Origin of the sequence: Mesorhizobium sp. 1M-11, assembly GCF_001303895.1 — a bacterium.
Lineage (GTDB): Bacteria > Pseudomonadota > Alphaproteobacteria > Rhizobiales > Rhizobiaceae > Mesorhizobium.
Window position 1 is genome coordinate 375269 of the sequence record NZ_LJSD01000001.1, and the last position, 25216, is coordinate 400484.

General features: G+C 61.2%; 26 protein-coding genes. 8 read left to right on the forward strand and 18 right to left on the reverse strand.

The window, feature by feature from the left end:
* Positions 1–36 precede the first annotated feature (36 nt).
* Complete coding sequence (locus AO692_RS01740) at positions 37–783, reverse strand: transporter substrate-binding domain-containing protein (protein ID WP_054308294.1); 747 nt, start codon at positions 781–783, stop codon at positions 37–39.
* A 36-nt stretch (positions 784–819) separates the two neighbouring features.
* Complete coding sequence (locus tag AO692_RS01745; RefSeq protein WP_200911690.1) at positions 820–1890, reverse strand: LacI family DNA-binding transcriptional regulator; 1071 nt, start codon at positions 1888–1890, stop codon at positions 820–822.
* 348 nt (positions 1891–2238) lie between these two features.
* Between AO692_RS01745 and AO692_RS01750 the strand changes: the two genes are divergently transcribed.
* On the forward strand, positions 2239–2874 hold the full coding sequence (locus tag AO692_RS01750; RefSeq protein WP_054308295.1) for a TetR/AcrR family transcriptional regulator: 636 nt from the start codon (positions 2239–2241) through the stop codon (positions 2872–2874).
* Between the two features lie 59 nt (positions 2875–2933).
* On the opposite strand, the gene AO692_RS01755 is transcribed toward AO692_RS01750, so the two are convergent.
* The gene (locus AO692_RS01755) at positions 2934–3944 is read right to left on the reverse strand and encodes a ribonuclease (protein WP_054308296.1); all 1011 of its coding nucleotides are present in this window, start codon (positions 3942–3944) and stop codon (positions 2934–2936) included.
* A 185-nt stretch (positions 3945–4129) separates the two neighbouring features.
* Here AO692_RS01755 and AO692_RS01760 point away from each other — a divergent pair, with 185 nt between their 5' ends.
* From AO692_RS01760 to AO692_RS01770, 3 genes are all read left to right on the forward strand, one after another.
* Entirely contained in the window at positions 4130–5065 is a 936-nt protein-coding gene (locus AO692_RS01760) for an alpha/beta hydrolase (RefSeq protein ID WP_054308297.1), read from the forward strand.
* A gap of 96 nt (positions 5066–5161) precedes the next feature.
* A complete protein-coding gene (locus AO692_RS01765; protein ID WP_054308298.1) occupies positions 5162–6322 on the forward strand; it encodes a CaiB/BaiF CoA-transferase family protein in 1161 nt (386 codons plus the stop codon).
* An 8-nt stretch (positions 6323–6330) separates the two neighbouring features.
* On the forward strand, positions 6331–7980 hold the full coding sequence (locus tag AO692_RS01770) for a thiamine pyrophosphate-binding protein (protein WP_054308299.1): 1650 nt from the start codon (positions 6331–6333) through the stop codon (positions 7978–7980).
* Between the two features lie 86 nt (positions 7981–8066).
* On the opposite strand, the gene AO692_RS01775 is transcribed toward AO692_RS01770, so the two are convergent.
* The 8 genes from AO692_RS01775 to AO692_RS01810 all read right to left on the reverse strand — a co-directional run bounded on the left by AO692_RS01775 (position 8067) and on the right by AO692_RS01810 (position 16519).
* Positions 8067–9038 (reverse strand): ABC transporter substrate-binding protein, encoded by a 972-nt coding sequence (locus AO692_RS01775; RefSeq protein WP_054308300.1) that lies wholly within the window; start codon positions 9036–9038, stop codon positions 8067–8069.
* Positions 9039–9086: 48 nt separating this feature from the next.
* Complete coding sequence (locus tag AO692_RS01780) at positions 9087–10241, reverse strand: ABC transporter permease (RefSeq protein ID WP_054308301.1); 1155 nt, start codon at positions 10239–10241, stop codon at positions 9087–9089.
* Entirely contained in the window at positions 10238–11116 is an 879-nt protein-coding gene (locus AO692_RS01785; RefSeq protein WP_054308302.1) for an ABC transporter permease, read from the reverse strand. The genes AO692_RS01780 and AO692_RS01785 overlap by 4 nt, the downstream gene beginning before the upstream one ends.
* Before the next feature lie 6 nt (positions 11117–11122).
* A complete protein-coding gene (locus AO692_RS01790) occupies positions 11123–11914 on the reverse strand; it encodes an ABC transporter ATP-binding protein (protein WP_054308303.1) in 792 nt (263 codons plus the stop codon).
* Complete coding sequence (locus AO692_RS33580) at positions 11911–12144, reverse strand: hypothetical protein (protein WP_244483223.1); 234 nt, start codon at positions 12142–12144, stop codon at positions 11911–11913. Before AO692_RS33580 ends, AO692_RS01790 begins: the two co-directional genes overlap by 4 nt.
* 143 nt (positions 12145–12287) lie before the next feature.
* Positions 12288–13739, reverse strand: a complete 1452-nt coding sequence (gene hydA, locus AO692_RS01800) for a dihydropyrimidinase (RefSeq protein ID WP_054308304.1) — start codon at positions 13737–13739, stop codon at positions 12288–12290.
* Positions 13740–13866: 127 nt separating this feature from the next.
* Positions 13867–15117, reverse strand: coding sequence for a Zn-dependent hydrolase (locus tag AO692_RS01805; protein WP_152979666.1), 1251 nt, complete (start codon positions 15115–15117; stop codon positions 13867–13869).
* 73 nt (positions 15118–15190) lie between these two features.
* On the reverse strand, positions 15191–16519 hold the full coding sequence (locus AO692_RS01810; protein WP_054308306.1) for an aspartate aminotransferase family protein: 1329 nt from the start codon (positions 16517–16519) through the stop codon (positions 15191–15193).
* Positions 16520–16759: 240 nt separating this feature from the next.
* On the opposite strand from AO692_RS01810, the gene AO692_RS01815 reads away from it, so the two are divergent.
* The 4 genes from AO692_RS01815 to AO692_RS33585 all read left to right on the forward strand — a co-directional run bounded on the left by AO692_RS01815 (position 16760) and on the right by AO692_RS33585 (position 20141).
* Entirely contained in the window at positions 16760–17398 is a 639-nt protein-coding gene (locus tag AO692_RS01815) for a TetR family transcriptional regulator C-terminal domain-containing protein (protein ID WP_054308307.1), read from the forward strand.
* A gap of 114 nt (positions 17399–17512) precedes the next feature.
* Complete coding sequence (locus AO692_RS01820; RefSeq protein WP_054308308.1) at positions 17513–18862, forward strand: gluconate:H+ symporter; 1350 nt, start codon at positions 17513–17515, stop codon at positions 18860–18862.
* Positions 18859–19371 (forward strand): gluconokinase, encoded by a 513-nt coding sequence (locus AO692_RS01825; RefSeq protein ID WP_200911691.1) that lies wholly within the window; start codon positions 18859–18861, stop codon positions 19369–19371. Before AO692_RS01820 ends, AO692_RS01825 begins: the two co-directional genes overlap by 4 nt.
* A gap of 71 nt (positions 19372–19442) precedes the next feature.
* Entirely contained in the window at positions 19443–20141 is a 699-nt protein-coding gene (locus AO692_RS33585) for a DUF4087 domain-containing protein (RefSeq protein ID WP_244483224.1), read from the forward strand.
* 3 nt (positions 20142–20144) lie between these two features.
* On the opposite strand, the gene AO692_RS01835 is transcribed toward AO692_RS33585, so the two are convergent.
* The 7 genes from AO692_RS01835 to AO692_RS01865 all read right to left on the reverse strand — a co-directional run bounded on the left by AO692_RS01835 (position 20145) and on the right by AO692_RS01865 (position 25129).
* On the reverse strand, positions 20145–20507 hold the full coding sequence (locus tag AO692_RS01835; protein ID WP_082407168.1) for a DoxX family membrane protein: 363 nt from the start codon (positions 20505–20507) through the stop codon (positions 20145–20147).
* Positions 20508–20582: 75 nt separating this feature from the next.
* Entirely contained in the window at positions 20583–20969 is a 387-nt protein-coding gene (locus tag AO692_RS01840; protein WP_054308452.1) for a DoxX family protein, read from the reverse strand.
* 65 nt (positions 20970–21034) lie between these two features.
* A complete protein-coding gene (locus tag AO692_RS01845) occupies positions 21035–21493 on the reverse strand; it encodes a carboxymuconolactone decarboxylase family protein (RefSeq protein ID WP_054308310.1) in 459 nt (152 codons plus the stop codon).
* A gap of 27 nt (positions 21494–21520) precedes the next feature.
* On the reverse strand, positions 21521–22033 hold the full coding sequence (locus AO692_RS01850; protein WP_054308311.1) for an Rrf2 family transcriptional regulator: 513 nt from the start codon (positions 22031–22033) through the stop codon (positions 21521–21523).
* A gap of 112 nt (positions 22034–22145) precedes the next feature.
* Positions 22146–23459: an NAD-dependent dihydropyrimidine dehydrogenase subunit PreA gene (preA, locus tag AO692_RS01855; protein ID WP_054308312.1), complete on the reverse strand. Its 1314-nt coding sequence runs from the start codon at positions 23457–23459 to the stop codon at positions 22146–22148.
* Between the two features lie 6 nt (positions 23460–23465).
* Complete coding sequence (locus tag AO692_RS01860; RefSeq protein ID WP_152979667.1) at positions 23466–23705, reverse strand: hypothetical protein; 240 nt, start codon at positions 23703–23705, stop codon at positions 23466–23468.
* 68 nt (positions 23706–23773) lie between these two features.
* Complete coding sequence (locus AO692_RS01865; RefSeq protein ID WP_054308314.1) at positions 23774–25129, reverse strand: NAD(P)-dependent oxidoreductase; 1356 nt, start codon at positions 25127–25129, stop codon at positions 23774–23776.
* Between the last annotated feature and the right edge of the window lie 87 nt (positions 25130–25216).

Sequence of the window (25216 nt, forward strand, 5' to 3'; positions counted from 1 at the left end):
GCGCGGCGTCACGCCGGAGCCTGCGTAGCGAAGCCGCTACTTGGCGCCCCAATACTTGGCGATCAGCGCATCCAGGGTGCCGTCCGCCTTGATCGCGGCGATACCCTCGTTGAAGGCGGCGATGTTCTCGTCGCCCTTGCGGAAGACGAGGCCAAGCGGATCGGACTGCAGGTTGCGGATGGGTACCACCAGTTCGCCGGCAAACTCCTTTTCGTAAGCGGCAGCGTTGGCGCCGTTGATGACCACGCCGTCGACATCCTTGTTCTTGAGCGCGATGAGAGAGGCGGCGAAGCTGTCATAGGCCGTGACATTCTCCTTGCCGGCGATACCCTCGGCCACCTGGGCGTCGGTGGTGTTTGCCTGCGCGGAGAGTTTCTTGCCCTTGGTCTTGAAGTCGTCTGCGGTCAGCCCTTCGTCCTCGACGCGCATCAGGATTGCCTGGCTGTTGACGATGTAAGGCTCGGAGAAATCCATCGCCTTCTTGCGCTCGTCGGTGATGGAGACACCGGAAGCGACGAGATCGAAATTGCCCTGGTCGAGTGCGGCGAAGATGCCGTCCCAGCCGGTGGTGACGAACTCCGCCTTGCAGTTGATCTTGGCGCAGATGGCGTTGACGACATCGACATCGAAGCCGACGATCTGGCCGGTCGCCGCGTCGACGCTTTCCATCGGCGGAGAGGTGGTATCGGATCCCACCTTCAGCAATTTACCGCCGAGATCGGCCGCGTGTGCCGCGCCGGACGCCAGCAGCGCCAGGACAAGGCCAGTCAAAACTTTCTTCATGCTCTTTCCTCCCGTTTTTTGAGCTTGATGATTGGATCAGGTGCGGCCGATGCGGCCGCCCAGATTGTCGGGCTGCCGGCCAATCAGTTCGGGCCGGAAGACCTCGGCGAGTTTCGCCGCACCTTCGTCGACCATGCGCAGCAGCAGGAATTCGCCGAGCCGACGACCGAGCAGCTCGATCGGCTGGTAGAGGGTGGTGATGGGTGGGCTGAAGTAGGCGCTGACGTTGATATCGTCATAGGCGATGACGTCGACATTCTCTCCGACACGAAGGCCCAGGCTGTTCAGAGCAGAAAGCACGCCCAAGGTGGTGGCTTCGTTCACGCACACCAACGCTGTTGGCGTTGACGGCTGCTTGAAGAGCTTCCGTGTCGTGTCGCGGCCGAAACGCGCAGTGAGATCCCCGCCATTCACGAGATCCAGCGAGGGCTCGTGCCCGGCTTCCTTGAAGGCTCGACTGAAACCGTCGATCCTGTCCAGCGCGTAGGACAGGCGCGGCTCGGCGTTTATGAGCGCAATGCGCCGATGACCACCGGCGATCAGCCGCGCGGTTGCGGCATAGGCCGCCCATTCATTGTCGACGTCGACATGGGCATAGACGAGCGACTGCCGGCAGCGGCCAAGCGACACGAAGGGAAAACCGGCCTCGACCAGCATGGCGATGCGTGGATCGCTCGCCAGCACGCCGGAGAAGATCATTCCATCGGCGAGCCGCTGGTCGGCAATGCGGCGCGCGACGGCGCAGGCATCGTCGAAGTTGCGGTAGCCGTAGACGGAAAGCTGGTAGTCGCTACCGTCCAGCGCCTGCGAGATGCCACTGAGGATCTGCGTGTATTCGACGCCATCCCACTCGTAACCGGCGGCCGAAGTGATCGGCATCAGCACTGCGGCCTGGTAGGTCTTGCCCGTGCGCAGCGCCATGCCGCGGGCATTCGCCTGATAGCCCAGTTCGCGGGCGGCGGCGAGGACCGCCTCGCGAGTTGCTTCGGTAACGACCGGCGAGCCGCGCAAGGCCTTCGAGATGGTGCCGATCGAATAGCCGGTATGTGCAGCCAGCGTCTTGATTGTCGGCAAAGTGCGGCCGGATTCAGATTTGGCCTTGGCCACGATCGCGCTCCCCTTTTTCAAAAGGCTATCAAGCGATAAAAACGATTTCAAGGAAAATAAAAACGTTTTTATTACAGATTTCGATGAACATTGGTTTTCGTAGGAAATGAAAATTCGACACTGTCAACGCACGGATTGCAGGCAGGCACCCGTCAACGCGCTGGCAGCGGGAATTCCCCAGCGCGTGCACACAGCTGTGGAAATCCCCATTGTCGGCAGCGTCCTCTACCGCCCCGGTCGACGGAGATTCTGGATGCCTGTTCAGGAAAGGCTATTGACGTAGAGGCAAACTTATTTCAGCGATGCCTGCTGGTATTTTTTCGGCGCTCGAAGCTAAGAAGGCCGCTGATGGCTGACCAGGTAATGGAAAAGGCGCGCGTCCCGCGAGGCGCCGAAAGATTGCGTATCGACAAGTTCACGGCCAGGCGGCTGGAGCTGGCCGAAGCAGCACTCGAGACACTGGCCGAGCTCGGCTATGCACGCACCAGCCTGCGCGAGATCGCGCAGAAATCCGACTTCACACATGGCGTGCTGCATTATTACTTCACCGACAAGGTCGACCTGATCACCTGCTGTGTGCGCCACTACAAGGCGAAATGCGTCACCCGCTACGATCAGGTGACTGCAACGGCCCCGACACGCGACGCGCTGCTGGAAGGCTTTCTGCTAAAACTCGCCGAAACCCTGCGCGAAGAAGCCGGCATGCACCGGCTGTGGTACGATCTGCGCGCACAGGCCCTGTTCGAAGATGTCTTCCGCGAGGACGTCACCGAAATAGACAAGAGCCTCGAGGACATGGTCTGGCGTGTCGCCTCACGCTATGCCGAACTCGGAGGCAAGGAGCCGGCCGTTTCACGCGCTGCGCTCTATGCCGTCTTCGACGGCTTGTTCCAGAAACACCTGCTGAGACATCTGTCGAACGACGAGCGCGCCATTCCTGAACTCCTGGATGAAGTCCGCAGGCTGCTGCCAATGGTGGCTTGAAGCGGCGACATGCCACGACGTGCGGACCTTCGCCCGGCGAAGAGCGGAATACACTAAATCTACTGCAATCCTACTCGGTCCACTTCGCCTCCCGGACAGCCGGCATTGTCGGTCGGCGCCGAAGCCAGCATCAGGTCCTTCAATGAACTGCCCGACCCGATCGGACCGGCAAGGCCCAGAGTCACTTCGCCGATCATGCGCCGGCCGCGATCATTGAAACAGGAGACGCGCACTCGATCTCCGGTCCCCTTGCCGAACGCGCTGTCGAAGGCCTCGCGGATCTGTTGGGATGTCAGTTCCTTGCCGATATTGCTCTCGAACAGCTCCCTGACCGGCGAGCTGTTTACCTGCCGCATGAGTGCCAACGCATCGGCGAAATAGGCCTGCTGGTCCTTGCCGTAGCAGGTGCCGTGCTTGATCCACTCGTGCCGTTCGAGCTGCGAGGCCGTGCCCGGCATCACCTCGTCGAGTTCCGAGCGCGTGGCGCCGTCGAGATTGACAGGCGGCAGCTTCTGCCAATTGCCCTTGTCGTTGGCGCGATCCGCAGCACTCACCGCGCAATAGAAATTGCCATTCGGCTGAGGCCACAGGCCGTGCAGCGTGAAATTGGTTGCAGCAAAACTCGCCCCGGTCATGGCCCGGCATTCGGTTTTCCGCGACTTGGTTTCGCAGAAGGCCGGCTGCCAGGAAAGCGCGAAGACATACTCCGGCTTGCCACCAGCCGCCTTCTTCTGCGGCGCATCCGGTTCCACGGGAGCGGCAGGAGCAGCCGGCGCAGCGGCTGCACCTGCGACGTGGCCGCAGCTCACCTTGACCCAACGCCGCTCCGGATCGGCACCCGGTACGCGGATCATGTAGTGCGTCGGCTCGTCCCTGTTGCCGGCTAGTAGATCGTAGTTCTGGCCTGTCTCAGTATTCACATTGCCAGGGTTCTTTCCGCTCTTGATTGTCTGCGTTGCCGGACACGTCGCATCGGCCACGAACGTACCGCTGAGTTTCGTTTCCGCCCGCGCAACGCCAACTGTCACAACACCGGCAAGCACCGCTCCAAGAACAAGCCAAGTACGCATGCACGAATCCCTCTCGTTGAGTTCTGCGCATCTGCCCGACCGAGATGTCAGAATTGCGATGCCAAAGCTGCAGCCCTTTCCGCTGCGGCATCATTAAGGCCGATTGACGCTAAACAGCCACGGGCGCAAACAAGGCTGATAGCTTTGAGGGAGCGCGGGTTCAACCGCGTCAGGGGAGGAAGACAATGCCGTTCAGCGACCAGCGTGCCCTCGCCTCACCGACCGGCGCATCCGTCAACTTCTACATGCGCAAGGCCGACGGCAAGGCGCGCGGCGTCGTCCAGATCAGCCACGGCCTTGCAGAACATGCCGCCCGCTATGCCCACTTCGCCGATTTCCTCGCCACTCGCGGCTACCACACCTATGCGCATGACCATCGCGGCCACGGCCACACCACTGCCCCCGACGCCCCACTCGGCAAGTTCGGTGATCCGAGCGGCGGCGACAAGGTGATCGCCGATGTGCTCGCGGTGCACGATCTCATTGCAACGGAACAGGCCGGTCTGCCTGTCATCGCCTTCGGCCATTCGATGGGCGGGTTGATCGCGCTCAACTTCGTGCAGAAGCACTCACCGCGCATTCAAGGCGCTGCCGTCTGGAACGCCAATTTCACCGCCGGCATCGCCGGTCGTGCCGCCCTCGCCATCCTGGCCTGGGAACGATTCCGTCTGGGTTCGGACGTGCCCTCGCGTATGTTGCCCCGCCTCACCTTCCAGGCTTGGGGCAAGGCTGTGCCCGGACACCGCACCCTTTTCGACTGGCTGTCGCGCGATCCCGCTGAAGTCGACAAATACATCGCCGACCCGCTCTGCGGCTGGGACGCTTCTGTGTCGCTGTGGCGCGACCTGTTCGGCTTCATCTTCAACGGTGCCGACGACAGCCACTTCACCGGTATAGCCAAGAACCTGCCCATCAATCTCGCCGGCGGCGAGAAGGATCCAGCCACCAGTGGCGGCAAGGCGGTGGAACACCTCACGGGGCGCATGCGTCGCATGGGCTTTTCGAATCTCGTTTCAAAGGTTTACGCCGAAACCCGCCACGAAAGCCTGAACGAGGTGAATCGAAACATCATCATGGAAGAATTCGCCGGCTGGGCGGACAAGGTCACAGCCTCGCGCTGAGTTCTGTCGATTGCTGCGCTGGTCCATCGCAAGAACCGTGACAGGACCCGTTTGGGTTGCTAGAGCCTGCGCGACCAAACAAACCTGCGGTGTTTCATGGCCAATCCTCCCTTGAAAGGCGTACGCGTCATCGAACTTGCCCGCATCCTTGCCGGCCCATGGGCAGGACAGATGCTGGCCGATCTCGGCGCCGACGTCATCAAAGTGGAGAGCCCGGATGGCGACGACACCCGCAAATGGGGACCGCCCTTCGTCAAAGGCAAGGACGGCGAGAACCTGTCTGCCGCCTACTACCACGCCTGCAACCGCGGCAAGCGTTCCATCGCCGTCGACTTCTCGACGCCGCAAGGTGCGGAGACCGTGCGCAAGCTGGTCGTCAAGGCCGACGTTCTGATTGAGAACTTCAAACTGGGCGGCCTGAAGAAATACGGCCTCGATTATGAGAGCCTGAAGGCGATCAACCCCAAGCTGGTCTATTGCTCGATCACCGGCTTCGGCCAGACTGGCCCTTATGCGCCACGTGCCGGCTACGACTTCATCGTTCAGGGCATGTCCGGCCTGATGTCGATCACCGGTGCTCCTGATGGCGAGCCACAGAAAGTCGGCGTTGCCGTCACCGACATCTTCACCGGGCTCTATTCGGTCATCGCCATCCAGGCTGCATTGCGCCATGCAGAGGCCACTGGCGAGGGCCAGCATGTCGACATGGCGCTGTTCGATTCCCAGATTTCCGTACTCGCCAACCAGAACCTCAATTTCCTGGTTTCCGGCACAGCACCGCAGCGCATGGGCAATGCCCACCCCAACATCGCGCCTTATGAAGTGCTGCCGGTTTCCGACGGCCATTTCATCCTGGCGGTGGGCAACGACAGCCAGTTCGCCAAATTCTGCGCCGTGGTGGGGCTCGACATGCTCCCTCCCGATCCGGATTTCGCCACCAATGCCGCGCGTGTCGCCAACCGCGTCAAATTGCGCGAACACATGCTGGCCGCACTTGCCGGATTCACCCGCGACGATCTTTTGACCAAGCTGGAAGCCACTGGCGTACCGGCAAGCCCCATCAATGACATCGGCCAGATGTTCGAAGATCCGCAGGCGATCGCCCGCGGCATGCGGCTTGATCTCGACGACGGGCACGGCAACACGTTGCCATCGGTGCGTGCGCCGATGGTGATGCCAGCCACGCCGCTTGTTTATGATCGCCCTTCGCCACGCCTTGGCGAACATACCGCTGAAATCCTTGCCGAACTGGAGTGACGGGACCTATGAAGACCGGTGGTAAGCTGATCGTCGAAGCGCTTGAAGCAAACGGCGTCGATCGCATTTTCTGCGTACCGGGCGAGAGCTACCTTGCCGTGCTCGACGCGCTCCACGATTCCTCGATCCAGACTGTCGTCTGCCGTCAGGAGGGCGGCGCCGCGATGATGGCCGACTGCCAGGGAAGACTGACCGGCAAGCCCGGCATCTGCTTTGTCACACGCGGTCCCGGCGCCACCAATGCTTCGGCCGGCGTGCACATCGCCATGCAGGATTCCATTCCGATGATCCTGTTCATCGGTCAGATCGCCGGCCACGCGCGCGAGCGCGAGGCCTTCCAGGAGGTGAACTACAAGCGCTTCTTCGGCGACATCGCAAAATGGGTGGTCGAGATCGATCGGGCCGAACGCATCCCGGAATTGCTGACCCGGGCCTTCGCGGTGGCCACCTCAGGCCGCCCAGGACCAGTGGTCGTCTCGCTGCCGGAAGACATGCTGGTAAGTGAAGTCGAAGCGCCAGCGGCCCTGCCCTTTACGCCAGTCCAAACCTACCCAGGCGCAGCGGAGCTGGACGCGCTGGAGATGTTGCTCGGCACCGCCAAGCGGCCCTTTGTCATTCTCGGCGGCACGCGCTGGAATCCAGACGCTGTTGCCCAGATGCAGACCATTGCCGAAAACTGGGCGCTGCCGGTCGGTTGTTCCTTCCGCCGCCAGATGCTGTTCGATCATCTGCACCCCAATTACGCAGGCGATGTCGGCATCGGCATCAATCCCAAGCTCGGCAACGCGATCAAGGAAGCTGACGTCGTGCTCCTGATCGGCGGCCGCATGGGCGAAATGCCCTCCTCCGACTACACCATCCTGAAGAGCCCGTACCCTGACCAGGCGCTGGTGCATGTGCATGCCGATGCCAACGAGCTCGGCCGCGTCTATCGCCCGACGCTGGCGATCAATGCCTCTCCAGCCGCTTTCGTCGAAGCGTTCGCCAAGCGCCGGCCCAAGTCTGCATCTGCCTGGGCAGCGGAAACCGCGAAGCTGCATGACACCTATCTCGCCTGGTCGACAACGCCGAAGTCTGGCCCGGGCGCCGTGCATATGGGTCCGATCATGGACTATCTCGAAAGCGTGCTGCCCGAGGACGCCATCCTCACCAACGGCGCCGGCAACTACGCCACTTGGGTGCACCGTTTCCATCGCTTCCGCCGTTATGGCACGCAAGCAGCCCCCACCTCCGGTTCCATGGGCTACGGCCTGCCGGCGGCGGTCTCGGCCAAGAGCGTGTTTCCCGAACGCGAAGTCGTCTGCTTCGCCGGCGATGGCTGCTTCATGATGCATGGGCAGGAATTCGCCACCGCCGTGCAGTACGACCTGCCGATCATCACCGTGGTGGTGAACAACGGCATCTACGGCACCATTCGCATGCACCAGGAGCGCGAATATCCCGGCCGGGTCGAAGGCACCGATCTCAGGAATCCCGATTTCGCAGCGCTCGCCCGCGCCTATGGCGGTCATGGCGAGACCGTCGTGAAAACGGAAGAGTTCGCCCCGGCTTTCGAGCGCGCACGGGCCAGCGGCAAGCCCTCCATCATCGAAGTGCAACTCGATCCCGAGGCCATTACCCCGGCCAGGACGCTTACCGACATCCGCGAACAGCGATAAACCCCTGGAGTCGTTGACGCTTTGCGCCGGCGGAAAACAAAAAGGGGCGGTTTCCCGCCCCTTTGATCTCTGCAGATGCCCAACCGCTACTTGATTGCCTTGTCGGTGATCGCGGTGGTGTAGGCACCTTCCGGCTGCTTGGTGATGATCTTCTGGTCGAGCAGCGCCTTGGCGGTGCGCTCATAAGCTTCCGGGATCAGCTTGCCGTCGGCATTGTCGATCAGCTTCGCCACTTCCTTCATCATGAACTTCTGGTGGTTTTCATCCTGACCGCCATTCTCCACGACGATATCAGCTGCTTCGTCGGTGTTCTCGGTGGCGTATTTCCACCCCTTCATCGAAGCCCGCACGAAGCGCACCATCTTGTCTTCGAAGGCCGCGTCCTTCAGCTTGTCCTCGAGCGTGTAGAGCCCGTCTTCGAGCAGGTCGTTGCCCATCGCCGTATAGTTGAAGACGATGAGATCTTCCGGCTTATAGCCCGCATCGAGCACTTGCCCGTATTCATTGTAGGTCATCACCGAGATGCAATCGGCCTGCTTCTGGATCAGCGGCTGCACGTCGAAGCTCTGCTTGAGCACCGTGACGCCGTCCGGCCCACCTTCCGTCTTGAGGCCGATCTTGTTCATCCAGGCGTAGAACGGATACTCGTTGCCGAAGAACCAGACGCCGAGCGTATGCCCTTTGAAGTCGGCTTCGGTCTTGATGGGCCCGTTTTTCGGGCAAACCAGTTCCATGCCGGCCTTCTTGAAGGGCTGCGCGATATTGACCAGCCCGACGCCTTTTTCGCGAGCAGCCAAGGCGCCGCCCATCCAGTCGACGATGACATCGGCGCCGCCGCCGGCGATCACCTGCTCCGGCGCAATGTCCGGGCCGCCCGGCTTGATTTCGACGTCGAGCCCTTCTTCCTTGTAGAAGCCCTTGTCCTTGGCGACATAGTAGCCGGCGAACTGCGCCTGCGTGACCCATTTGAGCTGCAGCGTCACCTTGTCTTCGGCCATCGCCTGGAAAGCGATCAGCGACATGCCGGCCGCCAGCATCGAAACAATCGTTCTTTTCATGTTCTTACCCTCTGAAGTTGAACCCAAACCCTGCTTGTCTCCCTCCGCCTAACCTCCCCGGACAGACGGATGCCAGAACGTGGCAGCCCGTTCGATGAGCGCGACCACGCCATAGAAAACCGAACCCGCGAGCGCTGCAACCGCGATTTCGGCCCAGACCATGTCGACATTCATTCTGCCGACCTCGGTCGATATTCTGAAACCTATGCCGACCACCGGCGTACCGAAGAATTCGGCGACGATGGCGCCGATCAACGCCAGTGTAGAGTTGATCTTCAACGCATTGAAAATGAAGGGAGCCGCTGCCGGCAGCCTGAGCTTGGCCAGTGTCTGCCAGTAGTTCGAGGCATAGGTCCGCATCAGGTCGCGTTCCATGTGCCCCGAGGCTGCAAGCCCGGCCACAGTGTTCACCAGCATCGGGAAGAAAGTCATGATGACGACGACGGCCGCCTTCGAGTGCCAATCAAAACCGAACCACATGACCATGATCGGTGCCACGCCGATGATCGGCAGCGCCGAGACCATGTTGCCGATCGGGATCAGTCCACGCCGCAAGAAAACGAAACGATCGGCCAGAATTGCCGTAATGAAACCGCTGGCGCAGCCCAGTAGATAGCCAATCAGCACCGAGTGGAAGATGGTCTGGTTCACATCAGCCCACAGCACCGGCAACGAATTGACGATACGCACGCCGACAGAACTTGGCGGCGGCAACAGGATGAACGGAATACCGGCACCACGCGTGATCGCTTCCCACAGAACCAGTATCCAGACGCCGAACAGTGCCGGAACGGCCAGCTTCAACGTGGTCGACATCCAACGGTTGGACGGCTTCATCGATGACAGCACGGCCACGCAACGCCAGCCAAGCAGCCAGGTTGCAGTCAGCAGCAGATAGTATGGCGCCCGTGCCGTGCCCTCGAAGCCGGTGATGCCGTGCAGCAGCAGAAGTGCGGCGGCGGTCGAGCCGGCGAACAGGACCAGCGCTTCCAGCGCCGGCGCAAGTGCGAACATGGAGAGCACCGCTGCAACGATGGCGATGCCGTACATCAGGCCTTTGGTGCCCATGTATGGATAGTCGATCGTGGCGGTGGGCTGCGCCCAGGCGGCCACTTCAGGCACGCTCATCGCGCCCCATATCGCCGCCACGAGGCACAGCACGATCGCAAGCACAGCCTGCCAGGATGGTTTCAAGGCCTTCATGCAGGCCTCCCACCCATGGCGCGGTCAACAAGACGACCTGCAAGGCCCACCAGTGCGACCAGAAGTGCCGCCACCACCGAGCCCGCCACCAGCGCAGACCAGATGTCGATCGTCTGGCTGTAATAGGCGCCGGCGAGCAGCTTGGCGCCGATGCCGGCGACCGCGCCGGTCGGCAACTCGCCGACGATGGCGCCGACAAGACTTGCCGCCACCGCCACCTTCATCGAGGCGAACAGGAACGGCACCGATGCCGGCACGCGCAGCTTCCAGAAAGTCTGCGAGCGGCTGGCATTGTAGGTGTGCATGAGGTCGAGATGCATGAGTTCCGGCGAACGCAAGCCCTTCACCATGCCGACCGCAACCGGGAAGAACGAAAGATAGGTCGAAATCAGCGCCTTGGGGATCAGTCCGGTGATACCGACAGCGGCCAGAACCACGATCACCATCGGCGCGATGGCCAAGATCGGAATGGTCTGCGAGGCAATGATCCACGGCATCAGGCTACGGTCGAGCGTCGTCACATGCACGATACCGACAGCAATCAGGATTCCGAGCGCCGTACCGAAGGCAAAACCGAGCAGCGTCGAGGAGAGCGTCACCCAGGCATGATAGACGAGGCTGCGGTTGCTGGTGACCTTCCGTGTGAAGGTATTCTCGAAGAAGTTCCGCGCCACCTGGTGCGGTGCCGGCAACGTCGGCTTGGGCTGCGACAGCGTCTTGCCGATGAACTCCATCGTACTCGGCGTGGCATTGTTGCGGCTGTCCATGTCGCGCTGGAACGGAGCGTTCATTGCCACCGCGCCGACATACCAGATGGCGACGATAACCGCGAGGATGGTGGTGACCGGGATGATCTTTGAACGAAGAGAGTCCATGCCCGATCAATCCTCGTAGGAATGACCGGCCCGCAAGCCATCCCGGACCCGTGCCGCTATGGCCAGGAATTCCGGCGTCTCACGGATATCCAGTGGGCGCTCACGGGGCAGTGTCGACTCGATCACGTCGGTGACACGGCCAGGTCGAGGCGACATCACCACGATGCGGGTCGAGAGATAAACGGCTTCCGGGATGGAGTGGGTGACGAAACAGATCGTCTTGTCGGTAGCCGCCCACAACCGCAGCAGTTGTTCATTGAGATGATCGCGCACGATCTCGTCCAGCGCGCCGAACGGTTCGTCCATCAGGAGAAGGTCGGCCTCAAAGGCAAGCGCGCGGGCGATCGAGGCGCGCTGCTGCATGCCGCCCGAGAGTTGCCACGGATACTTCTTTTCGAAGCCGGCCAGATTGACCAGTTCCATCGTGCGTTTGATGCGCTTGGCCTGCTCGGCCTTGGGCAGGCCGATGATTTCCAGCGGCAGCGCCACATTGCGTTCGATGGTTCGCCATGGGAACAGCGCTGCTGCCTGGAACACATAACCATAGGCCCGCTTCTCGCGGGCCTGTTCAGGGGTCATGCCGTTGACGGTGATCGAGCCCGAGGTGGGTTTTTCCAGATCGGCGATGACGCGCAGGAACGTCGTCTTGCCACAGCCCGATGGCCCGATGAAGGAGACGAACTCACCCTTGCCAATGGTGAGGTCGACATCGGAAAGCGCCTGAACCGGCCCATCATTGGTCTGGAAGGTAAGGCCGAGTTTGCTTGCCGCGACGACGGCTGGCTTTACGGCGGTCATTTGCACTGCGACACTTCTCCCATGACGAAGCCGCTGTCGTCGGTCACGATGAGCCTCTTTTTGTTTTTCGGACTGGGCTTCAGGGTGAAATCCGCCGGCGCCTTGCCCTCTTCGCCTTCGGCCTCGCATTCAGTCTTCAGGAGCAGTGAGCCATCGCTGTTCGCCTTGCTCTCCTTGATAGTGCAGGCGCTGGCCGCCGTCACCAGATCGGTCTTGGTAACGAGCAGCATATCCTCAGCATAGACCTGCTGCCCATTCCTGTTGATGCAGCCCGATTTGTTGCCATAGGGCTTGGTAAGATCGATTCCGGCTGCAAGAGCTGGCACAGCCGTGACAACCGCGGCGACTGCGACGAGGAAAAGCCGCCGCAAATTCACACCCCCGTAGCCGGAATGCCGGTGCGTTCCACCTTGCGCGGCGATGTGATCTCCTTCCAGGTCGACAGCGCGCGGTTGACGGCCCCGTTGGGTTCGCGCGCTACGAATTCGCCATGCCCGGGCTTGGTTTTCACCTCGGTCTCCTGAATGGTGAGCTCGCCCCGCGAAAAGACAAAGCGCGGCAGGCCGGTCACCTCGTAGCCCTCGAAGACATTGTAGTCGATTACCGACTGCTGAGCCTTGGAGGAGATCGTCTTCTTGCGCTTCGGATCCCACACCACGATGTCGGCATCCGCACCTTCGACGATCGCTCCCTTCTTCGGATACATATTGAGGATCTTGGCGATGTTGGTGGACGTTACCGCCACGAATTCGTTCATGGTCAACCGGCCGCTGTTGACGCCTGCCGACCACAGCACGGGCATGCGGTCTTCCAGGCCACCGGTACCGTTCGGAATCTTGGTGAAATCACCCACGCCGAAACGCTTCTGCTTGCTGGTGAAGGCGCAATGGTCTGTCGCCACCACCTGCAGCGAGCCAGCCTGAAGACCAGCCCATAGGGAGTCCTGGTGCAGCTTGTTGCGGAAGGGTGGGCTCATCACACGCCGCGCGGCATGGTCCCAATCCTTGTTGAAATATTCGGTCTCGTCGAGCACGAGGTGCTGGATCAGCGGCTCGCCATAGACGCGCATGCCCTTCTGGCGCGCGCGCCGGATCGCCTCGTGCGCCTGCTCGCAGGACGTGTGCACGACATAAAGCGGCACACCGGCCATGTCGGCGATCATGATGGCGCGGTTGGTGGCTTCGCCCTCCACCTCCGGCGGGCGTGAATAGGCATGTGCCTCCGGTCCGTTATTGCCGGCGGCCAGCAGCTTCTGCGAAAGTGCCGCAACCACATCGCCGTTCTCGGCATGCACCAGCGGCAGCGCTCCCAATTCAGCGCAGCGCTGGAACGACGCATACATCTCGTCGTCATCCACCATCAGCGCGCCCTTGTAGGCCATGAAGTGTTTGAACGAGGTGATGCCCTTGTCGACGACGGTCTTCATCTCGTTGAAAACCTGTTCGCCCCACCAGGTCACAGCCATGTGAAAGGAGAAGTCGCAGGCGGCCTTCGAGGTCTTGTTGTCCCACATCTGCAGTGCCTCGAGCAGCGACTGCTGCGGCGCCGGCAGGCAGAAATCGACCACCATGGTCGTGCCGCCGGACAATGCAGCTCGCGTGCCGCTTTCGAAGTCGTCTGCCGAATAGGTGCCCATGAAAGGCATTTCGAGATGGGTGTGAGGATCGATACCGCCCGGCATGACATAGCAGCCGGAAGCATCGAACTCATGGTCGCCATGCAGGTTCTGGCCGATCGCGACGATCTTGCCGTGCTGGATCAGCACGTCGGCTTTCCAAGTGCGATCGGCCGTAACGACGGTGCCGTTCCTGATCACTCTGGTCATATTGCAGTTCCCTTGTTTCGTTCGCGCTTCTGGTGAGCTGCGTTCGGTATGTGACTCAGATCAGGCGACTTTAGAGAGTAAGTGTATCGATTTCTGGCGCGAGATCGATGAGTTGTCCAAAGTCGCCTTATTCGACGATCTCCGCAGTTTCCGCCACAGCATGGAAGAGCACGTCGCAACCCGCAGCGGCCCATTCCTTGGAGATGTCCTCGGCTTCGTTGTGTGAAAGTCCGTCGACACAGGGACACATGACCATCGTGGAAGGCGCGACCCTTGCCGTCCAGCAGGCATCGTGGCCAGCGCCGGATATGATGTTCATATGCGAATAGCCAAGCTTCTCCGCTGCCGCGCGCACACGGCCAACCAGCGTCGGATCGAATGTGACGGGATCGAAATGGCCAACCGCCTCGACGGAACAACCGACGCCCAGTTCCTTGGCGATCTTGGCCGCTTCAGTCTCGATCGCAGCCCGCATCCGGTCGAGCTTTGCCTGCTCCGGCGAACGGATGTCGACGGTGAAGACGACGGTGCCCGGAAGCACGTTGCGCGAATTGGGCGAGAACTTCACCTGCCCCACGCCTCCCACGGCGCCCGGCTGGTTTTCCATCGCCACCTTCTGCACCATTTCGAAGATGCGGGCCATGGCGAGCCCGGCGTTGACGCGCATAGTCATCGGCGTCGAACCGGTATGTGCTTCCTTGCCGGTCAGCGTGAACTCGAGCCACCACAAGCCCTGACCGTGTGTGACGACACCGATCTGCTTGTTCTCGGCCTCGAGGATCGGCCCTTGCTCGATGTGGTACTCGAAATAGGCGTGCATCTTGCGCGCGCCGACCTCTTCGTCGCCCAACCAGCCGATACGTTTAAGCTCGTCGCCGAATATCTTGCCGTCGGGATCCTTGCGCGAATAGGCATAGTCCAGCGTGTGCACACCGGCGAAGACGCCGGACGCCAGCATGGCCGGGGCGAAACGCGCGCCCTCCTCGTTCGTCCAGTTGGTGACGACGATCGGATGCCTTGTCTTGATGCCGAGGTCGTTCAGTGTGCGGACGACTTCCAGCCCGCCGAGAACACCGAGCACGCCATCATATTTGCCACCGGTCGGTTGCGTATCGAGATGGGAGCCGACATAGACCGGCAATGCGTCCGGGTCGGCGCCTTCGCGACGGGCGAACATCGTACCCATCTTGTCGATGCCGGTTTCAAGACCCGCCGCATCGCACCAGCGCTTGAAAAGATGCCGCCCTTCTCCATCCGCATCGGTCAAGGTCTGGCGATTGTTGCCGCCGGCGATGCCCGGGCCGATCTTGGCCATCTCCATCAGGGAATCCCATAGACGATCGGGATTGATGCGCAGGTTCTCGCCGGGTGCGGCCATTATGGTCCTCTCATTGTCTGTCGACGTTGCGGCTGGCGGTTCCCGACGCCGGCCGCAACGTTTGGCTTGCGCCTTAATCGATCGCTCTCAAAACCTCGCGCACGTGGTCGATCAGCTCGTTGATCTGGCCCTTGGTGATGATGAGCGGCGGCGACAGTGCGATGATGTCGCCGGTGGTACGGATGAGCGCACCGCGCTCGAAGGCCTTCACGAAAGCCGAGAAGGCACGCTTGGTCGGCTGGCCGGCAATCGGCGCAAGTTCGATCGCGCCGATCAGGCCGATGTTGCGAATGTCGATGACATTCGGCTCGCCCTTCAGCGAATGCAGCGCGTCTTCCCAATAGGGTGCAAGTTCTTCGCCGCGGGTCAGCAGGCCCTCTTCCTTGTAGGTGTCCAGCGTGCCGAGCGCGGCAGCGCAGGCGATCGGATTGCCCGAATAGGTATAACCGTGGAAGAACTCGATCATGTGGTCGGGGCCGTTCATGAACGTGTCGTGGATTTCCTTGGTCACGAACACCGCGCCCATCGGGACGACGCCGTTGGATACGCCCTTCGCGGTGGTGATGATGTCGGGCGTGACGCCGAAATAGTCAGCGGCGAACGGTGCGCCAAGACGACCGAAACCGGTGATGACCTCATCGAAGATCAGCAGGATGCCGTGCTTGGTGCAGATCTCGCGCAGGCGCTGCAGGTAGCCCTTCGGCGGCAGGATGACACCGGTGGAGCCGGCGACCGGCTCGACGATGACGGCGGCGATGGTCGAGGCATCATGCAGCGTGACGATACGCTCCAGCTCATCGGCGAGCTCCGCGCCATGTTCCGGCACACCCTTGGTGAAGGCGTTCTTTTCCGGCAGATGGGTATGCGGCATATGATCGACGCCGGTCAGCAGCGTGCCGAACATCTTGCGGTTGCTGACGATGCCGCCAACCGAAATGCCGCCGAAATTGACGCCGTGATAGCCGCGCTCGCGGCCGATCAGGCGGAAGCGCGAGCCGTTGCCCTTGGCGCGGTGATAGGCGATCGCCATCTTGAGCGCGGTGTCGACCGATTCCGAACCGGAATTGGTGAAGAAGACGTGGTCCATGCCCTTCGGGGCGATGTCGACCAGGCGGTTGGCCAGTTCGAACACGATCGGATGGCCCATCTGAAAGGCCGGGGCGTAGTCGAGTTCCGCCGCCTGCTGCTGGATCGCCTCGGTGATCTTCGGGCGGCAGTGGCCGGCATTCACGCACCACAGGCCGGCGGTGCCATCGAGGATCTTACGGCCGTCGGAGGCCGTGTAGTGCATGTCCTTGGCGCTGACCAACATACGGGGCGCCTGCTTGAACTGCCGGTTCGCCGTAAACGGCATCCAGAATGCACTGAGATCGTTCGGCGTTACCTTGAGCCGATTGGACATGACCAAGCTTTCCTTTCACTGCTTCGTTTCGGTGCGGCCAACGCTTGGTCTTCGGCGCGTTTTCATGCTACGCAAATTTTTGACCGGATGGACAAACGTTAGCACCGCCATGGTGACGGTCAAGGGATTACTAGCGGAAATGCCGCATTCGAAGCGCGCTCCACAGCTCAGCAAAAACTGGTCCAGACAATTGGTCCAGAATGCCTTGAATGCCTTGTCTTGCAAAGGTCTTCCCACGACATGAACGCCCCTGCCCCGCGCCGTACCCGTATACAGCAGGAAAAGCGCGAGCTGATCCTGGAGGCGGCACTCGAAGTCTTCTCCATGCATGGCTTCCGCGGCTCGACGATCGACCAGATCGCAGAGGCAGCGGGCATGTCGAAGCCGAACCTGCTCTATTATTTCCGCCGCAAGGAGGAAATCCACGAGACGCTGATCCAGCGCCTGCTCGACACCTGGCTGGCACCGCTGCGCGAACTCGACGATGTCGGCGATCCGCTGACGGAACTGCGCAGCTACATCCGTCGCAAGCTGGAGATGGCGCGGGACTATCCCCGCGAGAGCCGGCTGTTTGCCAACGAGATCCTGCAAGGCGCACCTCGCATCATGCCCCTGCTGGAAGGCGAGTTGAAAAGTCTCGTCGAGGAGAAGGTCGCCATCATCAAGGACTGGATGCGCGCCGGCAAGATCGTTCGCACCGACCCCTGGCATCTGATCTTCTCGATCTGGGCTACGACGCAGCACTACGCCGATTTCGACGTACAGGTGCGCGCCGTACTCGGCCCCGACCTTGGTGGCGAAGGCCGCTTCGAAGATGCCGCCCGCTTCCTGGAGCAGCTTTTCCTGGACGGGTTGAAGCCAAAAGCCAGCCCGAACTGACAGCAATCGTCGGCTTTGGTGCTCGCCTTCTCGTGAAGTGGAAATCGCCCCCCCACCGTTGATTTTGTCGGCAATCGTGCGAACTAATGCATGCGGGGGCATGGAGGACACTGCATGGAACAAGCAGCCACCGCTGGTGATGCCCAACTGATCATTGCCGCACTGGCCGGCATCGCCGCGATCGTCCTCCTGATAAGTTGGCTGAAGCTCCATCCTTTCCTGTCCCTGTCGATCGGCGCGCTCGGCGTAGGTCTCGCTGCCAACCTTGGTGCTGCCGCCTCCGTCGCTTCGTTCACCAAGGGGTTCGGTACGACCATGGCCGGAGTCGGCCTCCTGATGGGACTGGGGGCGATGTTCGGCAAGCTGCTGGCCGATTCCGGCGGCGCCGACCGTATCGTCGACACCCTGGTGGGGCGATCCAAGCCCGAAATGTTACCTTGGACCATGGGGCTGGTCGGCGCCATCATCGGCCTGCCGATGTTCTTCGAAATAGGCCTCGTACTGTTGATGCCGGTGATCCTCCTGGTGAGCCAGCGATCAGGCCAATCGATCGTCAAGATCGCGATTCCGACGCTCGCCGGCCTTTCCGCCATGCATGGCCTGGTACCTCCGCATCCCGGGCCGCTCGTCGCCGTCAGCACGCTTGGCGCAAATCTCGGCCTGACCCTTGGCCTTGGTGTGCTTATCGCCATCCCGACTGTGATCATCAGCGGCCCCATCTTCGCCACCATCGCCGATCGCTGGGTCAATGTGCCGACGCCTGAATTGTTCGGACAGGCAGGCGAAAGCCCTCACAATGCAGCCGCGCATCCGAGTTTTGCCACGGCGGTCACCGCGATTCTGCTTCCGGTCGTGCTGATGCTCGCCCGCGCGATATCGGAAGTCGTTGCACCCGACTCGAGCGCCCTGCTTCCATCCACCCTGCATGTTCTGGGTGAGCCGTTGATCGCGCTCGGTATTGCCGTGATTGCCGGCGCCCTGATGTTCAGGATGCCCAAGGCAGCCGTGGCTCACAGTCTCGAAAGCTCACTCGGCCCGATTGCAGGCATCCTGCTCGTGGTTGGCGCCGGCGGTGGCTTCAAGCAGGTTCTGGTCGATACCGGCATCGGCGCAGTGATTGCCAACGGCATTACCGACAGCGGCTTGCCGGTGATGTTCCTGGCCTGGTTCGTCGCCGTGCTTGTGCGCGTTGCCACCGGCTCGGCGACGGTTGCAACGGTGACCGCGGCCGGCATTCTGGCCCCGGTCGCGGCCGGCCTGCCTCCCGCGCAGGGCGCGCTGATGGTTCTGGCCATCGGCTCAGGCTCGCTCTTCCTCTCGCACCTCAACGACGCCGGCTTCTGGCTGGTCAAAGGCTACCTCAACATGGACATCGGCCAGACGCTGAAGACCTGGACGATGATGGAGTGCATCATTTCAGTCTGCGGCCTCATCGGCGTCCTGATCCTCGGAGCTTTCCTGTGAAGCCACTCGTCGTCATTGTCATGGGCGTATCGGGCTGCGGCAAGTCAACGATCGCCGGCCTTGTCGCGGAACGACTGCATTGGGACCTGCTAGAGGGCGATGAGCTGCACCCGAAGGCCAATGTCGAGAAGATGAGCCACGGCATCCCGCTCGACGACAACGACCGAAGACCGTGGCTGGAAGCCATATCGCGTTGGATCGACGGGCGCATCCAGTCCGGGCGTCCTGCGCTCGTCACCTGCTCGTCGCTCAAGCGCTCGTACCGAAATATCCTGCGCGGCGAGAGTGAGAAAGGTGTCGTTGCCTTTGCCCATCTTTCCGGTTCGCGTGAACTGCTCATGGAACGCATGAAGGCCCGCAAGGGCCATTTCATGCCACCGAGCCTGCTCGATTCACAGCTCGCGACGCTGGAGCCTCTGCAGCCGGACGAGACAGGCATCGTCATCGACATCGGCGAGATCCCCACCGAAGAAGCGGATCAGGTCATCGACCGTTTCCACCTTGCCTGAGAAAGCGCGCCTCGTGCCTTGAACCCAATCAGATCGCGTGCAGAATTAGTGATCACGCATAGGGGGAAACGATGCGCTTAAGACTGCTTTTTGCCGGCCTGACCGTTGTCTCTTCCTTGTCTGCGCCGGCTTTCGCCGCCGGCACAAAGGTTCCGGCTTCTGCTCAAGGTGTGTGGGCTGAAGCCGGCAAATGCAGCGGCACCACCGTCACCTTCACCGCAGGCACGCTTCAATACAAAGGGCAGAAAGCCCAGGCTGTCTTTTTCGCGCCGAAGGAAAGCCCGCGTGGTTACGGCGCGATCCACTACAAGCAGGAAGGCAATGTCGATAACTTCGAATATGCCGACGACAAGGATCAGATGCTCTACAACCCGGAAGGGTTCGGCATGGGCAAGTCGGTGCTCTACAAGCGTTGTGCCGGTGCAGCGGCGTCCAGCGGAAGCGCCACAGCCGGACAGGCTGAGAACCGGTGCGGCTGGCTGGCCAATCCGACACCCGGCAACTGGTGGCTAGTCGACAAGGACAAAACCTGGGTGCTCGCCTCGCAAGGCGACGCCGAAGGAGCCGGATCCGCCGGCATGGACAAACTGCCGGAATTCGATCCCAAGCAATATGTCAATTCCAACGGCAATTACGGCTATGGCTGCGCCTGCCTGAAGCTGGTCACCGACCCGGCGACCAAGACGGTGAAGAGCATAGCGGGCGGCAAGATCCTGCCGCTGGCCACCTGCAAGAAGGACAAGAGCCTGCCGCCAGAAAGCAAGCTGTAGGCGTCAACCCGCGTCGGCAATGACCAGCAGGAGACCGCCGGCAAGCGTGATATTGACCAGGGTGAGGTAAAGGTGCGGGTCCCGTTCCTTCCCCTGGAACAGAAACAGATTGTGGTAGAGCGCGGTCGCCAGCACCAGAAAGACGATCAGCGCCAGCGCCGCCGGAACGACCCAGAAACCCAGGATGAGTAGCAGGCCACCGATCAGCTGAACCGCGAAACCGGCAGCCATTACGGGCGCCGGCAGCAGCCACCCGTAATTGGTGGCACCGGATCTGCGTTCGTTGAAATGGGCAAAATTGCGGATGCCCGCGATCAGGAAGAACCCGCCGAAAATACAGCGTCCGATCAGCATCAAGATTTCCATGCCATCAATCCCCCCGGCATTCGAAGCGGCATTGTGTGTAGCGCCTGAACCTTGAAGCGGTCTCTCGGCAAACGGTCAAGCCTGCAGCGAATTCGCAATCAGCGTCAGGATGGCGCCGGCCAGCGCGACATTGCCGACGAAGCCGTTGATCTTCGCAACGCGGTCCGGGCCCTGCTGGTAATCCCAGAAATTGTGGAACATCGGCGTCGCCACGATCAGGAACAGAAGCAGCAGCGCCGCTGAAGCTGCGGTGCAGACACCCGCGATCAGCAGCACCCCGGCAATGGCCTGTACGACGATGCCGGCCCAAAGCACTAGCGCCGCTTGCGGCACGCCGCGCCCGCTCATCAGCTGCGCCGCAAATGTCCGGTTCTGGATATTGCGCAGCCCTGCGAAAATGAAGGCACCGCCCAGCAAAAGTCGACCGACAAACAGAATCTCTTTATGAAAATCGACAAGCATCATCTTGATCCCCAAAAGAAAACAGGGCGCGACCAACGCACCCTGCTCAATCTACGATTTTGATATTATGCGGCCTTGGCGGTCGGCATTGGATGAACGGCGTGGAACGTCACGCACAACCGGTTCCAGGTGTTGATCATGGCAACCGCGACGGTCAGCTTCACCAACTCCTCCTTCGAGAAATGCTGGAGTCCTTCCTGGTAGAGCTCATCCGGCACGCCGGCAGCGGCGATCCTGGTCACCGTCTCCACCCATTTGAACGCCATGCGCTCGCGTTCGGTGAACAGCGGCGATTCCTTCCAGGCGGCAACAAGGTAGAGACGCTGTTCACTCTCGCCATCCTCGCGAGCCTCGCGGCTGTGCATTTCCACGCAATACGAGCAGCCGTTGATCTGCGAAGCACGCAGCTTGATGAGGTGCAGAAGCCCTTTGTCGAGCCCGCTTTCCTCCACCGCCCTGTTCAAGCTGACGACGTACTTCATCAACTGCGGCGACTCGGCGAAGAAATCTAACCTGGGTTGCATGGTCGGTCCTTTCCTGGATTTACCGTTTTACTGTTTGGAAGCGGATTTCTGTGGCCGCGCGTGGTGCGCGGCAAACGCGCAACTGGCCTGAACGACGCGCGGGTCGGCGTCAGCCATGAATTCAGTAATGATGTCGGACAGCTTCTCGGCAGCGAGTGCCGTGCGGTAGGCACGCTCGGCACGCAGCATGGCGGCATTGATGCCACAAGGCTGCACATAGGCTGAGGCGTCGATCCTGGCAGGACCGTTGCGGCGGATCTCGCCGCAACGAAACGCTGGACGCGGGCCTTCGACAGCCAGCACGATGTCGAGCAGCGAGATCTTCTCCGGCACACGTGCCAACCGATATCCGCCGGTCGGACCGGGTACGGACTCAAGGATACGGGCGGCCGTCAACGCCTGCAGATGCTTCAACAGATAGCTGGAGGACAGGCCAAACGCTTCTGCCAGCGCCGAGGCAGGCATGGTCGCGTCACCCTCCAGCGCAGCGAGCATGGCTGCGGAATGGATTGCCGCTTCGACGCCTTCGCTCAGCTTCATGGTTGCCTTCCCTTAATAATGGATATTTTTTATCGTGGATATTTATTATCGTCAATAAGAAGGCAAAAAAAGCGATGCGCCACTGCACCGCTTTTTTCGTTGTCCGTCAGAACTATTCGGCAGCAACCTTGGCCATCGGATTGTTGGGGTGCGTCGTCCAGTTCGCGTAAACCGGCTCAACCGTCTTGCCGGTGCGCTGGTCGAGCGTGCCGGCGGCCAGCGGCACCATGGTGATGCAACCATCAACCGGGCAGACATTGACGCACAGGTTGCAGCCGACGCACTCGTCTTCCATCACCTCGAAATGGCGAACGCCTTCGACCATCGAAGTGATCGCCTGATGCGAAGTGTCTTCGCAGGCGATGTGGCAGCGGCCGCATTTGATGCAGGCATCCTGGTCGATATGTGCCTTGGCGATGTAGTTGAGGTTGAGATACTGCCAGTCGCTCACATTGGGTGTCGCGCGCCCGATGACGTCGTCGAGCGAACGGTGGCCCTTCTCGTCCATCCAGTTTTCCAGGCCGGCGATCATTTCCTGCACGATTTTGAAGCCGTAAGTCATAGCCGCCGTGCACACCTGCACGTTGCCAGCGCCCAAGGCCAGGAATTCGGCGGCGTCGCGCCAGGTGGTGATGCCGCCGATGCCGGAGATTGGCAGGCCGTGCGTTTCCGGATCACGGGCGATCTCGGCCACCATGTTGAGCGCGATCGGCTTCACCGCCGGGCCGCAATAGCCGCCATGGCTACCCTTGCCGTCGATCGAAGGCTCCGGTGAAAAACTATCGAGGTTGACCGAGGTGATCGAATTGATGGTGTTGATCAGCGACACCGCATCGGTGCCACCGGATTTGGCAGCACGCGCCGGCTTGCGGATGTCGGTGATATTGGGCGTCAGCTTGGTAATCACCGGCATGCGCGTGTACTGCTTGCACCAGCGCACCACCATCTCGATGTATTCCGGCACCTGGCCGACAGCCGCCCCCATGCCGCGCTCGCTCATACCGTGCGGGCAGCCGAAATTGAGCTCGATGCCGTCCGCGCCGGTTTCTTCCACCAGCGGAAGGATCGCCTTCCAGCTCTGTTCCTCACATGGAACCATGATCGAGGCGATCAGCGCGCGATCCGGCCAGTTCTTCTTCACCTGCTTCATCTCGCGCAGGTTGGTCTGCAGGTCGCGGTCGGTGATCAGCTCGATATTGTTCAGGCCAAGCAGCCGGCGGTCAGCACCCCAGATCGCGCCGTAACGCGGCCCGTTGACATTGACCACCGGCGGGCCTTCCTCGCCCAATGTCTTCCACACCACACCGCCCCAGCCTGCCTTGAAGGCTCGCTCGACATTGTAGGCCTTGTCGGTCGGTGGCGCGGACGCCAGCCAGAACGGATTGGGTGACTTGATGCCGATAAAATTGTTGCGGATGTCCGCCATGGCTTCTTACTCCGCGTTTCGGGAAAAGAATGTTGTGTTGCGATCGACCACGCGGCGCGGATCGGCGCCGGCATCGTGGGCATGCTTGACGAGTCCGGCCCAAAGCGCATCGTCCGTAGTCGTCTTGGCGCTTTGTTCGCCGATCTTCGATTTCACCAGATCAAACAGCTGTCCCATTGTAACGAGCTGCTCCGCCTCCGCTTTCTCGAAGCTGATCGCATAGGCCCTTTCGATGGCCTCGATCATCTCGACCTCATCGCCGTCTCCCCATAGATCCAAGGAATTCGCCTTGCGGGAGAACAGCCGGTTCATCGTCAGCCCATCAGCGTCCGATGGATGCTTTCGGCAGCGTCGCGCCCCGCGGCTACGGCCGAGACGGTAAGGTCCTCGCGACTGTCGACAACACAGTCGCCACCCGCCCAGACCTTGGCCAGCGAGGTTCGGCCCTCGCCATCGACCTTGATACGGCCGTTCTCCAGCGCGATCGCCTGACCGCTGCCATTCAGCGCAGCGGGCACGAAGGACTGGCCGATCGCCTTGAACACCTGATCGGCTGCGAGCCTCAGCGTTTCGCCGGTGCCGACAAGCTTGTCGCCCTTCATCGCGGTGTATTCGAGCTCGATGGCGATCGCCTTGCCACCATCGGCGATGACCTTTTTCGGCTGCAGCCAATGGCGGATGGTGACGCCGTTGGCGGCCGCAAGGTCCTGCTCGAACTCTGAGGCGTTCATGTGCTCCTTGCCGCGGCGATAGCAGATCGTCACCTCTTCCGCGCCGAGCAGCTTCGACTGCACCGCGGCGTCCACCGCCGTCATGCCGCCGCCGATGACCACGACGCGGCGGCCGACCGGCAGGCTGCCGAGGTCGCTCGCCTGCCGCAATTCGGCGATGAAGTCGACCGCGTTGGCAACGCCGTCCTGATCCTCGCCTTCGGCTCGCAGCGCATTGACGCCACCCAATCCCATGCCGAGGAACACGGCATCGTATTTCTTGGTCAGCTCGGAAAGCTGATAGTCACGGCCCAGAGCCTTGCCATTCTCGATGGCGATACCGCCGATCGCCGTCACGTAGTCGACTTCGGCCTGGGCGAAATTGTCGACGCTTTTATATGCGGCGATGCCGTATTCATTGAGACCACCCGATTTTGGCCTGGCCTCGAGCACGGTCACGTCATGGCCATGACGAGCGAGCCGATGCGCTGCCGCAAGCCCGGCAGGCCCGGCTCCAACGACGGCGACTTTCTTGCCTGTCGACTTGGCGCGGCTGTAGAACTGCTTGCCCTCGCCCATCGCCACATCCGTGGCGTAACGTTGCAAACGACCGATCTGCACCGGTTTGCCCTCGGCGGTTTCGCGTACGCAGACTTCCTCGCATAGTGTCTCGGTCGGGCAGACGCGGGCACACATGCCGCCAAGGATATTCTGGTCGAAGATGGTCTTGGCCGAACCAAGCGCATTGCCGGTTGCGATCTGCCGGATGAACATCGGAATGTCGATGGACGTCGGGCAGGCCTGCATGCAGGGCGCGTCGTAGCAAAAATAGCAGCGATCGGATTCGACCAGTGCCTCGTGATGGTCGAGTGGCGGATGCAAATCAGAAAAATTGTCTGCATAGGCTTCGGACGACAGCCGGCCGCCGGCTATGCCTTCCTTGAAATGACCTGTCGTCATTCCTGTTCCCCATTATTGTGGTTTTGAGGAAGGCTAGCACGTTTTGTTTTTTTATCAATTGGTCAATTTTCGAGTTAAGCGCCTGAA